The organism is Planktothrix prolifica NIVA-CYA 540 (assembly GCF_963864145.1).
Classification (GTDB): domain Bacteria; phylum Cyanobacteriota; class Cyanobacteriia; order Cyanobacteriales; family Microcoleaceae; genus Planktothrix; species Planktothrix agardhii.
The window spans coordinates 3418257-3432667 of the sequence record NZ_CAWLTW010000001.1 but is presented as its reverse complement, the minus strand read 5'-3'; the positions used below and the strand labels follow the sequence as shown (position 1 = coordinate 3432667).

The 14411-nt window shown below is 39.7% G+C and carries 12 protein-coding genes; 5 read left to right on the top strand and 7 right to left on the bottom strand.

Annotated elements, in window-relative coordinates; genetic code table 11:
* Positions 1-721 precede the first annotated feature (721 nt).
* Positions 722-4444 (top strand): PAS domain S-box protein, encoded by a 3723-nt coding sequence (locus AC559H_RS15285; protein WP_071782615.1) that lies wholly within the window; start codon positions 722-724, stop codon positions 4442-4444.
* Positions 4445-4496: 52 nt separating this feature from the next.
* Here the strand turns inward: AC559H_RS15285 and mutT are convergent, their stop codons facing one another.
* Positions 4497-4910 carry an 8-oxo-dGTP diphosphatase MutT gene (gene mutT / locus AC559H_RS15280; RefSeq protein ID WP_026785427.1) on the bottom strand — a complete coding sequence of 138 codons (414 nt, stop codon included), beginning with the start codon at positions 4908-4910 and terminating at the stop codon, positions 4497-4499.
* Between the two features lie 220 nt (positions 4911-5130).
* Between mutT and AC559H_RS15275 the strand changes: the two genes are divergently transcribed.
* Positions 5131-5421, top strand: a complete 291-nt coding sequence (locus tag AC559H_RS15275) for a hypothetical protein (RefSeq protein ID WP_026785428.1) — start codon at positions 5131-5133, stop codon at positions 5419-5421.
* A gap of 71 nt (positions 5422-5492) precedes the next feature.
* Positions 5493-5720, top strand: a complete 228-nt coding sequence (locus AC559H_RS15270; protein ID WP_036831929.1) for a hypothetical protein — start codon at positions 5493-5495, stop codon at positions 5718-5720.
* 256 nt (positions 5721-5976) lie between these two features.
* Here the strand turns inward: AC559H_RS15270 and AC559H_RS15265 are convergent, their stop codons facing one another.
* From AC559H_RS15265 to AC559H_RS15250, 4 genes are all read right to left on the bottom strand, one after another.
* The gene (locus tag AC559H_RS15265) at positions 5977-7680 is read right to left on the bottom strand and encodes a DUF262 domain-containing protein (protein ID WP_026785430.1); all 1704 of its coding nucleotides are present in this window, start codon (positions 7678-7680) and stop codon (positions 5977-5979) included.
* Between the two features lie 181 nt (positions 7681-7861).
* Positions 7862-8020 (bottom strand): hypothetical protein, encoded by a 159-nt coding sequence (locus AC559H_RS15260; protein ID WP_233428072.1) that lies wholly within the window; start codon positions 8018-8020, stop codon positions 7862-7864.
* 230 nt (positions 8021-8250) lie between these two features.
* The gene (locus AC559H_RS15255) at positions 8251-8592 is read right to left on the bottom strand and encodes a DUF760 domain-containing protein (protein WP_026795922.1); all 342 of its coding nucleotides are present in this window, start codon (positions 8590-8592) and stop codon (positions 8251-8253) included.
* 146 nt (positions 8593-8738) lie between these two features.
* Positions 8739-9698: an RNA polymerase sigma factor, RpoD/SigA family gene (locus AC559H_RS15250; protein WP_026795921.1), complete on the bottom strand. Its 960-nt coding sequence runs from the start codon at positions 9696-9698 to the stop codon at positions 8739-8741.
* Between the two features lie 425 nt (positions 9699-10123).
* Between AC559H_RS15250 and AC559H_RS15245 the strand changes: the two genes are divergently transcribed.
* Positions 10124-10891, top strand: coding sequence for a proteasome-type protease (locus AC559H_RS15245; RefSeq protein ID WP_026785434.1), 768 nt, complete (start codon positions 10124-10126; stop codon positions 10889-10891).
* 48 nt (positions 10892-10939) lie between these two features.
* Positions 10940-11794: an NAD(P)-dependent oxidoreductase gene (locus AC559H_RS15240; protein ID WP_026785435.1), complete on the top strand. Its 855-nt coding sequence runs from the start codon at positions 10940-10942 to the stop codon at positions 11792-11794.
* Positions 11795-11990: 196 nt separating this feature from the next.
* Here AC559H_RS15240 and AC559H_RS15235 read toward each other — a convergent pair whose 3' ends face one another.
* Both AC559H_RS15235 and AC559H_RS15230 read right to left on the bottom strand, forming a co-directional pair.
* Positions 11991-12629: a Uma2 family endonuclease gene (locus AC559H_RS15235; protein WP_026795920.1), complete on the bottom strand. Its 639-nt coding sequence runs from the start codon at positions 12627-12629 to the stop codon at positions 11991-11993.
* Positions 12630-12864: 235 nt separating this feature from the next.
* On the bottom strand, positions 12865-14322 hold the full coding sequence (locus AC559H_RS15230) for a mechanosensitive ion channel family protein (protein WP_026795919.1): 1458 nt from the start codon (positions 14320-14322) through the stop codon (positions 12865-12867).
* Positions 14323-14411 lie beyond the last annotated feature (89 nt).

Genomic DNA, 14411 nt, shown 5'->3' with positions numbered 1-14411 from the left:
AGGGTAAAGTTAGCTTCGCCAATGTTTTAAGAGCTTGTTAGGTTAGCAGCACTTCCTTAACCCGATAAAGATGTTTAACCACTAACGACAGAGCCAGGGACTAGCTATGGCTAACGCCACGCTGCAAAGAACGCATCCAACAGGGTGTCATGACTCAAAAAACGTAGTACACAAGGCACTTAAGCTGGTCAACTATCGTTGAAGGTGAGGCACGAAGCCCCGTCGCTTCAGCGCGGGGTGCTGACGTTCCGTGAGTCGAGATGCCCTGCTCATCTGTAATCAAACCTATAAAAAATAGCCTTGATTGTTGGATCTGAGTCCGACTATCTATTATTTTCATTATAGTTGAAAAGTATTCGTTCGTTTTAATATCAACAATTCTATACTTTTAAGCCGAATAATGATTAAGAAATTTGATCAAATCTGTTTTTGGTGTTTCTGATTGATCTAATCGCGAAAAATTGGATCTTTCTTTGTTAAGATTAAAGTAGATTAAAAAAGTTGTGTGAGATCAGGACGTTTGGACAAACAATGTCATACAGCTAAGGCGAGTCAAACAAAAATCAGATGTCGGGTAACAGTTGGGGTGTTGAGGTGTTAAGGTGTTGAGGTGTTAGCGACTAACCCTTGACCCCTCAGTTAATATGAACATCTCATCCCAAAAAGCTAAATACCCAGTTGCTGATATCTAGCCACTCCCTTTGTATGGTAATTACCGATCATGAATGCAAGATTTTTAGGTCAAACCATGTTCAGCCCAGAGGGCAATAATCTTTCTCAGGTCATCCACAGGTTTGCTGAAATTCCCTTTGATGATTTGACTCACTTAGCGTCCCATCTAGCCCAGACGCCGATTGCTTTAATTACCTTTATGGATGTCAGCCATCAGTGGTTGAAATCCCAGGTGGGTTTAACGGAAAAAATACATCCCTACTTGAATTTCTGCGAGTTTATTATCTACTTGCAGTGTCAATTTCAGTCGTTAAGGGAGGATCAAGAAGATCCCGATCATTCCTTAACCCCAAACTCCTCTAACTCTACCTTAAAACTATCCCCAGAACCAATTATCATCCCCGATACCTGGAATGATCAACGGTTTTCTAGCCAACCTTTAGTTAAACAGGATCATGGCATTCGGTTTTATCTGGGTATTCCCTTAATCACGGCTGATAATTTAATGGTGGGGATGCTGTCGATTATGGATTATCAGCCCCGGGAGTTATCACCGGAAACCATTAAGGCGTTACAATCCCTCAATAATCAAATTATTAGCCAAATTAATTTACACCGTCAACTGATTCACTCCAAAACAAAACTTAGTCAACTAGAAGATATTATTAATGAACGCAAGCAAGTCTGGGAAGTAGTTCGTCAAGAAAGAGACTTTGTTTGTGCTGTTCTCGACACAGTTAGTGCCTTAGTGATTGTCCTTGATCCCGATGGTCGAATTATTCGGTTTAATCGAACCTGTGAACAACTGACGGGATATTCCGCCGAGGAAGTCGAAGGAAAAACCTTTGATGAGTTGGGGGTCAACCTATTACCCTTGGATTCTGGTAGTCAACCGCATTCTGGAGGGATGATGATTGAGTTTGACGAACCTCCCAAATCAGTGAAAACTCAAAATTCGGTTCCTCTAATCCCCAATCATACCCGTTTAAATGCTTGGGAAACCGAATGGGTTAAACCTAATGGCCAACGCCATTGGATTACTTGGTCAAATACGGCTTTATTTCAGGCGAATGGCTTGATCAAATATGTGATTGCTACGGGAATTGATATTACCGAACGCCGACAGTCCGAAGTGCGGATGGAATTGCTGGAAAGGGCGATTACTGCCAGTCCTAGCGGAATTATGATTAGCGATTTTACCGCCACCGATTGTCCGATTATCTACTGTAATCCCGCTTTTGAAAAATTAACGGGCTATTCTCAGGAGGAGGTTTTAGGACGCAATTGTCGGATGCTTCAGGGTGAGGATACTGATCCAAAGGAATTAGCTCGTCTTCGGGATGCGATCGCCCAAAATACTGATTGTAGCGTTACCCTAAAAAATTATCGTAAAGATGGCAATTACTTCTGGAATGAACTGTCGATTTCTCCGGTGCGCGATCGAGAAGGAAGTTTAACCCATTTTATCGGAATTCAAACCGATATTACCCAACGCAAACAGTCTGAGGATGCTTTGCGCGAAAGTGAGGCCCGTTATCGACTTTTGGCTGATCATGCGACGGATTTAATTTCTCGACATAGCAACGATGGCACTTATTTATATGCTTCTCCGGCCAGTCAGCAATTATTGGGATACCAACCGGAAGAATTGATCGGGAAATCGGTCTATGACTTGATTCATACCGAGGATTTGGCAGGGACTCAAGAGAAATATTTGCTATTAAGAAATAGTCAAGATATTTATACCTTGAGTTACCGAATTCGATGTCACAATGGAGAATATATCTGGTTTGAAAGTACCTGTCATGGCTTGAGAAATCAGAACTCACAAGACATTGATGAAATTATTGCGGTTTCGCGGAATATTACGGAACGAAAACAAGCTGAAACCCTATTATTAGAGCGATCAAGGCTTTCTCAATTGGAAGCAGAAGTGGGAACAGCCCTGGGACATGGGGGGTCGATTGCCAGGATTCTAGGCCGTTGTATACAAGCGATCGCCCAGTATCCCGATGTGGCTGGGGTGGGAATTTGGACATTAAATCTTAATAGCAATCAATTAGAACTCCAAGCCAATGCCGGATTAACTGTTCATGAACATAATATTACCGAAACCGATGTTTTAACCTGTTCGATTCCCTACCCCCTACCCCTAATGAAAAATCTCACCTTTGATTTTCCCTTGGTGGTGGAAGGTCGTCTAGTGGGGTTAATGGCAATTTGTAGCCACTCCACCCTCAATGATGAAGCTCGGGGGGTTTTGGGATGGGTGGCAAATGCTCTGGCCGTTGGGATTGATCGGGTGAAGGCGCGGGAAGAACTGCAAAGTCGCCGGGAAGGGTTATTATTTCGGTTGGCGAGTCAGATTCGGGATTCCTTAGATATTGATACGATTTTGGGGACGGCCGTGAGTGAAATTCGGGCCTTATTGCAGGTGGATCAATGTCATTTCCTCTGGTATTTGCACATTCAACCCAATCAACAAGCGAGTTTTACCGTCACCCACGAATCCCTAAATCCCAATTTATCTAATGGTTTGCAGGACTATCCCCCGGAACAAATCCTTCTGTTAGCCGAAAAAATTCGGATGGCCCAGACAATTAAAATTGATAATATTCACACCACAAAGGCTTTAGATGAATCAACCTGTCGGTTTTTACAAGCGACGGGGATTTTTTCCTTCTTATTATTACCCTTGGAAACCCGATCGGGTCAACGGGGGGCTGTGGTTTGTAATCATTATGGGGAATATCGACCCTGGCGGGACAGTGAGGTGGAGCTTGTACGGGCGGTGGTGGATCAGTTAGCGATCGCCATTGACCAGGCGGAATTATATGCCCAAACCCGGGCGGCGGCCTTAGCAGCCCAAACCCAAGCCTTTCATCTGAGTGAAGCCCTACAGGATTTAAAACAGAAGGAATCCCAATTAATTCAAAGTGAAAAAATGTCGAGTTTAGGACAAATGGTGGCGGGAGTTGCCCATGAAATTAATAATCCGGTTAATTTTATTTATGGCAATCTTACCTATGCCAAGGAATATACTCAAGATATTTTAGAATTGTTGGAATTGTATCAAGAAATTTATCCGATTCCGACTCCCGCCCTTCAAGCTAAAGCTGAAGAAATTGAATTAGAGTTTTTATCAGAAGATTTACCAAAAATTCTATCTTCAATGGAAATGGGAGCCGATCGGATTCGTCAAATTGTAGTGTCTTTGAGAAGTTTCTCACGATTAGATGAAGCTGAAATGAAGCCTGTCAATATTCATGATGGTATTGATAGTACATTATTAATCTTACAAAATCGCTTAAAACCCAAAGGATCATCCGGTGGGATTGAGTTAATCAAGGAATATGGCAAGTTACCCAAGGTTGAATGTTATGCCGGACAGTTAAATCAAGTGTTTATGAATCTGATTGGGAATGCAATTGATGCCTTAGATAATCAGCCCGAACCTCGAATCATTAAAATTACTACGGAGATCATTCATCCGAATTTGAAAGAATATAAGGGGAAATTACCCCCTTTAGAACAGGTTAGAATTACGATTCGAGATAACGGCCCTGGCATTGAAGATAAGGTCAAAAACAGGCTTTTTGACCCGTTTTTTACCACAAAACCGGTGGGCAAAGGAACAGGTTTAGGGTTATCAATTAGTTATAAAATTGTGGTAGAACAACATCTAGGAGAAATTCTCTGTTACCGAGATCAAGATAATTTTACCGCCTTTGAAGTTTCTATTCCCATATTCCAAAAAGAACAGAATCAGTAATCTCCTTGACATCCACCCCGCCCATTTTACGGTGGGGATTCATCTATTTGACTTAGGGATTATTTCTCAACGCGGCAATAATTTTTTCATTGGCTTTAGGAAAGGGAAATTGATCAATCTCATCTAAAGTGACCCAGCGAATTTCATCACATTCTAAAGGCTGGGGTTCGCCACTCAAATAACGACAGTGATAGACATTTAAAGTTACTTTAAAATTGGTATAGGTGTGTTCAATAGTAATTAAATGATCTTCGACTTCTATTTCAATTGCTAATTCTTCTTGAATTTCCCGTTTAATACAATCTTCTAGGGTTTCTCCCGCCTCCAGTTTTCCCCCTGGAAATTCCCACAGTCCTCCCAATAAATCTTTGGCAGGTCGTTTATCAATTAAAATTTGTTTTTGATGATTCCAAATCACACCAACACCAATAATTTTATGGGCTAAGGGAGAGGATATTTCAAGCATAGGAAGATAATAATTTACTTGACACTCTCAGGTCTGAAGACACTGAGATTCTGCGGACAGGATTAGTTTAACCTAATTCTCGCTACGACCGCCAAAGATCGTCTACTGAGTTGATCAAGCGATAAGTAGGTAGGCTCTATAAAATCTCCCTATGTAAACGATTGTAAATCGTTCTAACGCTCTCTAATGGATGATCTAAGCCTCCTTTACATATTGTTACATGAAAAAGTTTAATCCCGCCTACCTACTTAATGCTAATCCCCAGTCAGGTTTACCCAGTTGCACCCAGTCAGATTGCAATTGTCCTGACTTCAAAACCCAAGCTGAAGCCCAACGAGTTTTAGAAGCGTTAGAGCGTAAATCTTATGAACGTTCAAATAATGATGTTTACGCATCAATTAATAAAGATATAAAATTCAAAATAATTGCATTATGGGAGCGTGACCCTACAACATCCGGTGAAAGAATCCGGTGGATTGTTCCCAAAGGTTCTGAGGCTATTTATGAATAATTTTTCTCTCTTGCCTATAGAGTATAATAGAATTATAAAAATTGTTCATTCCAATAATAGGAAAATCAATCATGGTTAAGGCTAAAAAAGCTTCAGAAGGACAGAAGAAAATAAAAACCGTTCCTCCTGCTGTTGTATCTGAAGAGGAAGATGATGTTCTGAAGGAAGGGGAGACATTAAAAGAATTTGATGAAAGAATGGCTAAGGAATACCCAAAAAGAAGTTATGACGATTTGACAGAAGAAGAAAAACGAGAACGTGCCAAGCGTTTTGTAGCTCAAGGGCCGGAAGACTGGTAAACTCCTCCACAACCCTACACACAGGAATATTCAGTTTAAAGCTTTAACTCTCAAAAATAATATGGTCACAACCTTAAACCGTTCGATTCCCCTTCGCTTCGATGCCGCTCTTACAGGGGTAAAGCCGAGATCCGCGCAAAATAGGACACGATGTAAAGTTTTGTTATAACTAATCGCTGTAACCTTTACACAGATGGGCTTTAAATTGCTACTTTGCACTTCCTGACAGCTTCGCTATTTCTACGGCATCTTGAACTTATTTTTTATGCAAATTGGAATGAAAGAAACCCACAATTGATTCTAAAAATAATTTTTCTCTTGCTTCAATGTCGGTCTTTACCCAATCATCACTTGGGTATTTTGAAAGATCATTAACATTAGCAATGGGTGAGTCCTTATATTTATTTTTCTTTTGTCCGAAATAACCATTACCAGCTTGGATGTTTAATTTTTTTCCTATAGCCACTTTGTTTCCATATCGCTCCAGATAGACTTTTGCATCTTCGTGATTCCAGCCATTGTAGTTAGCTGCTTGCCAAACACGAGGGAAAATATGTTCAATCTCAAAATTTGACTCAATTAATTCAATTTGATTAGGATTTAGATAAGCGTGAAGCAAAATCATGGCGCGAGCAATTTTATAATTAACCGTTTGGGCCAAAGTGATCGAAAATCCTGAAGAAATTGAAGCGGTTATTGTTAGTGGCTTTCCTTCAAAAATATCAATGCAAAATTGGTAGCATGAGTCCTTTATTGCATTTACGGTTGGCTTCTGAACAAACTCGAAAAACAGAAATGAAACCAAAGTTCCGAGATATTCTGAAAAATTTGTATGAAATGAATCCGAATCTTTATTTTTGAAAAAATATGCACTTGTAACATATTTCCAGTATTCATTTGGGTAATGATTAAGGCAATGAAAATACTTAAACGACTGGTGAGAAATAAACTCTCGCCCCTGAAATTTCGATTCGCCTTGTTGTTTCACAGTTAGCCAAAATTCTGCAAGCTCTTGCAATTCTTTCATCAAGTTAGGTTGCTTTAATTTTTCAAATTTTTCGCCAGCATAAAATTTTCTTAGAGCGATTTCCTTTGTCCTATCACCGTTTCTGCCACGAATAACGTGCGAATAATTTCGGAAGAGAGCATCCAGGGTCATTCCTGCGTCATCAACTGTTTCAGTAAGCTCTCTCCATGAATTAGTGAATTCTGATTTTTCTTCCTCGGTATTCTTAGTACGATAAATTTGGGCTTTAAAAATGTCAGAATCTGAAAGCGGCATTCCTCGGTCGTTCAGAGTTGAAAATATGGTCAATGCTGTGTCTAGTTTTTCGCAATCAATTGGAAGTATAATGCAGTTCTTTAAAATACAAACACAAAATCCCTGCCAACTCATTGGATTATTCTTTGCGTATTCTTCACACATTGAAAAGAAATAATGATAATTCTTTGAATAAAGGTCGGTAGCATTTGGCTTTGATTTTCCTGACTGAAGAATTGTATGAAATATTTCTTTATCAGATTCGGTTGCAACTCGTGATTCTATATGGATTAAACTTGTGTTAGAAACTCTTCCCGAAATAGGATTAACGTCCCAAATACATGGTGCAATTTGATTCTTGAGACCTGTAATATTGTCATCTTCAATTGCACTATTTTCTAATTTTGAATAAAATGCTCTAAGAAGAAGCAAAAGTGATGTGATACGTTGTTGACCATCAATAACTTCTATTTCAGTCTTTCCAGATTCATCGTTTTTACAAGTAACAACCGTGCCTAAGTAATACTCCTCATTTCCCGTACTTTCTTCAAAAAAACTGGTAAGATCCTGCCATAGAATTTCGCATTTTTCTAAATCCCATTTATATGGTCGTTGATAATCAGGGATTATGAATTTAGTTCCCTGCATTTCAGAAAATAAACTACTTATACTTTTTTTCGTGACATTAAGTTCTGCCATATTTTACTCCTTAGAAAATTATTTCTTCTAATATTTAAGCTCTTGGCTGCGGTATTTAAGTAGGTAGGCTCTATAAAATAATCTCCCTATGTAAACGATTGTAAAGCTTTCTAACGCTTTCTAATGGCTGATCTAAGCCTCCTTTACATATTGTTACATGGAAAAGTTTAATCCCGCCTACCTACTTACCTGTCTTAAATAATGTTTGACGAGCGAAATAAATTCCCGTGTTGTACAATTTACCTGATTGTTGACAAAGGTATTCTAATAACGCACGGGTTTCTGGATCTGGAGACAACAATATTTGCTGCACTCCCATTGTTTTACTTGTTTTAGTCATTGACTCGACTATCACGACTATGTTAATTTCTTTATGATAGCATAATTGAATATTTCTAGGGGAATAAATTCCCCTGAGTCGTGTTTCCTCTGGTGGTCTGAAGACACTGAGTTTCCACACTCCCATCATGATCTTATGAACAATACAAAACTTTGGCAAACTCAAGATTCAGCTTGCCAAAATTTGAAACATTTTGTATTCATGGAATGGCACGGGATCAAGGAAAATAACTATTCTTGAGGGGCTTTTTCAATACCTGGGACAGATCGTTCAAATGCCATTCTCTGTTCCGCATTGCGAAGGAAATAGCCACTAATCATCGCAGACGCTAAGAGTCGTCCTAAATGTTCACGACTGGTTGTTACCGTAATTCCAAAATGTTCCGAGGGTAAATTGCCCAATAGTCCGATAATATTTCGTTCCATGACTTGGAAGACTTCCGAAGAATTCGGTTTCGACAGTTGGGAAACGGTATCAGGACTCATTGACTGTACATATTGCCACAAGAGGTTCCCCACTTCCCCCATTTCTTCCTGAAAAAATTTTGAATTTCGGTTAGATCTGTCGTTCATCTTTCTTCCCCCTTATACAAGAGTTTCAGTTGATCTCAATCTGAATCAAATGTTGATCCCTACACTCTAATCTAGCAGGATGTAGAGACGTTTTCAGAAAACATCCCTACTCTTTGAGGGCGTGTTATCCCCCCTAGAACAATGATTTAACTGGCCATATAGTCGTTAATATCTTGTTTCCGTTTTCGCAATTTTGTTAAGGCTTCCCTTTCAATTTGTCGAACCCGCTCTCGACTAATATTCAGCCGATCGCCAATTTTAGCTAAGGTTAAACTTTGCCCATCTTCTAAACCAAATCGCAGGGATAATACCTGACGCTGTTGTTCGGTTAGGTCAGCCATCATTAATTCTAAATCGCTGCGTAGAGAAGATTGTAAGGCAAAATCCTCTGGAGAAGTTCCCGTATCTTCTAAAAGATCTCCTAACTCCGTATCTTGATTATCACCCACCCGCAAATCCAGGGACAGGGGTAGACGGGCACGTTCTAAATATTCCCGAATTTGTCGCGGGGTGAGTTCTAATTCCACGGCTAATTCTGCCATGGTCGCAGCCCGTCCCAACTCTTGAGCTAACTGACGTTGGGCTTTTTTGATTTTGTTGAGTTTTTCGGTAATATGAATCGGGAGACGAATTGTGCGGCCTTTTTCGGCGATCGCTCGGGTAATCGCCTGACGAATCCACCAGTAGGCATAGGTGGAAAAACGATATCCTTTAGTGGGATCAAATTTTTCAACGCCACGCTGCATCCCAATGGTGCCTTCTTGAATTAAGTCCAGCAAGTCCACATTCCGCTTAATATATTTTTTAGCAACGGATACCACTAAACGCAAGTTCGCCTCCACCATTTTGCGTTTCGCACTTTGGCCTCGTTCGAGTACCCGTTCTAATTCCGCTTCCGATAGTCCGACCGCCTCCGCCCATTCTGCGGGACTAGGCGCTCGACCTAAACAGGTCGCTAGATCTTCCCACTGATTTTGAACGAGATTCAAGTGTTGAACTTGTTTACCATAGACAATTTCTTGCTCATGGGTTAGCAAGGGAACGCGACCAATTTCTCGTAGATAAGCGCGTACAGAGTCTGTGTCTGAGGTTTTAGCAAATTTCATGGCTCATCTCCGGCTGGATACCTTAACCTATAAAGGTTTGATACGTCAAGCCCCTACTTGAAGCACGAAGGACTTATATCTTTCGTCATCAAATACGGACGGTTAGTCTAGGTGTTACGACCTGGGGGTTTTTCCAATGTTTAAGCTCTATAACGCTAATTTGCCGTTACAGTCTTAACATAACTACATTATATGTTAAGAAGTTTAACATTTCTTAAAATAACTGACTATCCCCCCCAGGGAGTGAATCTCCAAGGGCCAAACACTATATTCCTAGGAGGGTAGCCTGTAACGGTTTTTTTGATTGCATCATACAAAACAAAATCTTCATGTTCCCTTAACAGTTGATGTCGGTTGACAGTTTCTATCCCAGAAGTCTATGATCTAGTGTTTGGCAATCTGCTAATTTTGTTTCAACTGCATTTATGACTTATTGTTTAGGAATTATTACGGATACGGGCTTCGTGATGGCTTCGGACTCCCGCACAAATGCCGGGGTTGATCATATTTCTACCTATCGTAAATTATTTGATTTTTCCAAACCTGGCGATCGGGTTATTTTATTATGTACCGCCGGAAATCTTTCCGTTACCCAAGGCATTGTGAGCGAATTAGATCGGGATATTAAAAGTCAGGAAGATGTTAATTTACATAGTCTTCCCTCCATGTATGAAGTGGCTCGATATATTGGTACAAAACTCAGAAAAGTTCAAGAAATTGATGAGCATTGGCTGAAAAAAGACGGAATTGAACCCAAATGCTCTATGTTATTAAGTGGTCAAATTAAAGAACAAGAACCTTGCTTATTTTTGATTTACAGCCAAGGTAATTTTATTCATGCCACCAAAGAAACCCCTTTTTTACAAATCGGAGAAACCAAATATGGTAAACCGATTTTAGATCGTACCCTCAGTTTCCATACCCATTTAGAAGCGGCGGCTAAATGTGCCTTACTTTCGATTGATTCTACAATGAAATCTAATATTTCTGTGGGGCCACCGATTAATTTAGTTTTGTATGAAAAAGATAGTTTAGAAATCAAAAATTTTCTGAAACTGCGTTTAGGTGATCCCTATTTAGCCAAAATTCGTAAAGTTTGGGAAGAATGTCTTAAACAAGGATTTAATGAGATTCCTGATATTGATTGGCAACACCGAGGGAGTGATTTTTCGGAAGATGTTTTAATTGATTAGATTATCGTATTCTTTGAATTATAGCCCTATTATTCTATCGGAGTTAACATGAAAATTGGAGTTATTGGAACTGGGTTAATGGGATTACCCATCGCCCTCAAAATTCTGGAAATGGGATTTAAAGTTATTGTTTATAACCGCACAACATCGAAAGTAGAACCGTTAAGAGAAGCCGGAGCAACAGTAGCGGGAACTCCCCAAGGTTTAATCACTGCTAGTGATTGTATTCTGTTAATGTTAACTAATCAAGAGGCGATTGAGTCGGTTTTGTTCCGTTCAGAATCTGAATCATTTTTATCAGGAAAAACAATTATTTCTATGGGAACAATTTCCCCAACGGAGAGTAAAAATATCCAAAAAGAAATTATTAAAGCTGGGGGAAATTATTTAGAAGCACCGGTTTTAGGGAGTATTCCTGAAGCAAAATCGGGGAAATTACAAATTATGGTCGGTTCCACGGAAGCCCAATTTAAACAGTGGTTTCATGTCTTACAACCCCTAGGGGAACCCAAATATATTGGGGAAGTTGGTAGTGCATCGGCGTTAAAATTAGCCTTAAATCAGTTAATTGCTTCCCTGACAACTGCCTTCGCCCTGAGTTTAAATTTTGTTCAAGGTCAAGGAGTTGATATCGAACTCTTTATGGAGATTTTACGCAAGAGTGCGTTATATGCTCCTACCTTTGATAAAAAATTACAACGGATGTTAGAAGAAAATTATCAAAATCCCAATTTTCCTACTAAACATTTATTAAAAGACACGAATTTGTTTTTACAAGAAGCGAAATCAATGGGGTTAAATGTGAGTTCTTTAGAAGGGGTTCGAGCAATATTAGAAGCTACACAAAAACTCGGAAAACTAGATGACGATTATTCCGCCTTATTTACCACCATTAAACCCTGATAAACCCGTGGGATGGGCTATGTAAATATAAGTATAGCAGGGAACACCGGAACAGCCCCCCCAAACCCCCCGTGCACGGGGGGCTAGGGGGGGAGGGAACACCGGAAGAAAAGACTTCACCGTCTAGCTTTGCTGCATCACTCTTTGTCCTAATAGGTCTGGCGACTGCTATAAGTTTAGATGATTTTTGACCTACTTAGGTCAACTTTCTAACCCAAGTTCTAAAAGATTTTAAGGTTGCGGTTTCCCCATCCCTTAAACTTTGACGAATATATTGGGGAATAACTTCTAAAGGGAGCCAAGGGAAATGTAAACTTTGAATTGATTTTTGATAGGATTGAGTTGTTTTATCTAAAACAAAAACCTCTAATTTCTGACCATTATAACGCCATAATTCGGGAATTTCAAAAGCAGCATAAATCGTTTGTTTATCTAAAGAACTGCTAGTCATATCAATTTCCAATACTAAATCAGGAGGCGGGTCTGATTCTAAATTAATATTCTGTTTATGTCTGACTAAGGGTTCATTTTCTAAATAATAACAAGAATCGGGTTCTGCACCTTTTAATAATTCTTCTCGTTTTAACGTCAAAGACCCAAATCTTTTAAGATTTAAGTTTAATTCATCTGCAATCACACCAATTAAACACTCAATAAACCGATTATTATTTTCATGTTCTCCTAATGGAGTCATAATTTCTAATACTCCTTGATCATAATATAAACGAATGACGCGATTATCCCCTAAATCGTTTAATAAATTAATAAATGTTTGCCAACTGACTTGATTTAAAACCGTGCGTTGTTCAGGTAAAAGTAAAGTTTTTGTAATCATTGTGGGTTTACCTCGATCAATTTAGTATAACCTCAAATTAATTATGGGGCAAGGGCAGAAATTGTAAGGGGATTAAGCATCTATAGCAATCCTAAATAGGTTGTAACATTTTAATACTGACATGAAACATCCAGAAGTATTACCCCAGATCCGGCGTTCCCTCCCCCCCTAGCCCCCCGTGCACGGGGGGTTTGGGGGCTGTTCCGGTGTTCCGGTGTTCCGGTGTTCCATTCAATTAAACACTGGACTGTTTTACTGCCTGAATTGCCTTTCTCCGAACTTCTAAAATTTGACCAATCTCACGAGCAAAACTCGGTTGACGTTCAATCATTTGATTAACAATAATCGAAGAAAAGATCATCACTTCGAGATCTTCAATAGCAGTTACAGAAACCGTACTAGGTTCACCAGAAAAAAGAGCCATTTCCCCAAAAAATTCTCCTGCTTTCAGTGACAATACTTCGCATTCAGTTCCCCACGCATCCGGGGTTGTTAAAAGGGCTTTTCCTGAAATAATAATATAGAGATCGTTACCTGGATAGCCTTGCTGAATTACTTTTTCCCCTGTACCAAAGTGATGAAGCATAACCCCTTGAGACAGGTTATCTAGGTTAGTTTGTTCTTTTTTGAGAGGCACAAATACCGGAATTGATTGTAGGGTTTCAGCAAATTTCTTAGAAGGATCTTCTGCTGGAGAATTCGATCCACGAACATGATATAACGTCCGAATTGGAAAGGGAATTTTTAAATTATTGCGTTGGGCTGCATACCAAATTCGAGTCATAAACCGATCCCGAATTTTTTCCAATTCGCTATAGTTTTCAATAAAAAATTTTACCTCATAAGTTACACTAGAATCATCATAAGAAAGGGTAAAAATCTCCGGTTCGGGTTCGCTTAAAATTCCCTGAGTTGAAAGGGCTGTGCTTTTTAAAACTTGTTTGGCTAAATTCGGTGGATCATTATAGGAAAACCCAATTTGAATCCGTTCTCCATGAAGGCGTAAGGGTTGGCTAAAATTATGAATGGTTTCTCCACCAATCACTTTATGGGGAATTACAATCATTTCCCGATCAAAGGTTTGTAGGCGCACTGCACGCCAATTAATATCAATAACTTGTCCGACCGTATCTCCTACTTTTAACCAATCTCCAACGGTAAATGGACGCTCAAATAGCAGTGCAATTCCTGACATAATACTGCCCAATGTATCTTGAAGGGCTAAAGCAATGACGATAGAACTAACCCCCAATGCGGTTGCTAAACCTGCGAGATCTGCATTCCAAACACTTGACAATGCGATCGCAGTTCCCACCAAAATCAAAAATAGTCGAGAAAGATCAATCAGAAGTTTAGGAAATCTAGCTCGCCAAGTATCAGCTTCTGCTTGTTCAAACAAGATAACATTCAGTAGAGAAAGTGCAGCATGAATCACGAAAATCCACAACAACGTTTGCACTGTTCTGATTAAATTGCTATTATGATCAAGTTTGAGAACATACTGCATAAACAGCAAGAACACAAGCACAGGTAAAACCAAATTTCGCACTACCTGTAAAGTGGTTGCTAGAGGTTTACCCCGTTTTTTTAATCGATGGATAATTTCCCCCAGAACGATAATCAAAAAAGGAAACCCAACCGCAAGGGTAATTGACCAAATAAATAAATTACTTTGAATAATTGTAGAGTTCATTGTATAGCAGGGAACAGGGGACAGCCCCCCCCAAACCCCCCGTGCACGGGGGGCTAGGGGGGGAGGGAAAACCGGAGGAAAAGACAGGT

What these genes read in the sequence shown, in the direction of transcription:
- AC559H_RS15245 (WP_026785434.1), top strand. Translation starts at nt 10,124, where the DNA reads ATGACTTATTGTTTAGGAATTATTACGGATACGGGCTTCGTGATGGCT.
- mutT (WP_026785427.1), bottom strand. Translation starts at nt 4,910, where the DNA reads ATGCTTGAAATATCCTCTCCCTTAGCCCATAAAATTATTGGTGTTGGT.
- AC559H_RS15260 (WP_233428072.1), bottom strand. Translation starts at nt 8,020, where the DNA reads ATGACTAAAACAAGTAAAACAATGGGAGTGCAGCAAATATTGTTGTCT.
- AC559H_RS15240 (WP_026785435.1), top strand. Translation starts at nt 10,940, where the DNA reads ATGAAAATTGGAGTTATTGGAACTGGGTTAATGGGATTACCCATCGCC.
- AC559H_RS15230 (WP_026795919.1), bottom strand. Translation starts at nt 14,322, where the DNA reads ATGAACTCTACAATTATTCAAAGTAATTTATTTATTTGGTCAATTACC.
- AC559H_RS15265 (WP_026785430.1), bottom strand. Translation starts at nt 7,680, where the DNA reads ATGGCAGAACTTAATGTCACGAAAAAAAGTATAAGTAGTTTATTTTCT.
- AC559H_RS15285 (WP_071782615.1), top strand. Translation starts at nt 722, where the DNA reads ATGAATGCAAGATTTTTAGGTCAAACCATGTTCAGCCCAGAGGGCAAT.
- AC559H_RS15250 (WP_026795921.1), bottom strand. Translation starts at nt 9,698, where the DNA reads ATGAAATTTGCTAAAACCTCAGACACAGACTCTGTACGCGCTTATCTA.
- AC559H_RS15255 (WP_026795922.1), bottom strand. Translation starts at nt 8,592, where the DNA reads ATGAACGACAGATCTAACCGAAATTCAAAATTTTTTCAGGAAGAAATG.
- AC559H_RS15235 (WP_026795920.1), bottom strand. Translation starts at nt 12,629, where the DNA reads ATGATTACAAAAACTTTACTTTTACCTGAACAACGCACGGTTTTAAAT.
- AC559H_RS15275 (WP_026785428.1), top strand. Translation starts at nt 5,131, where the DNA reads ATGAAAAAGTTTAATCCCGCCTACCTACTTAATGCTAATCCCCAGTCA.
- AC559H_RS15270 (WP_036831929.1), top strand. Translation starts at nt 5,493, where the DNA reads ATGGTTAAGGCTAAAAAAGCTTCAGAAGGACAGAAGAAAATAAAAACC.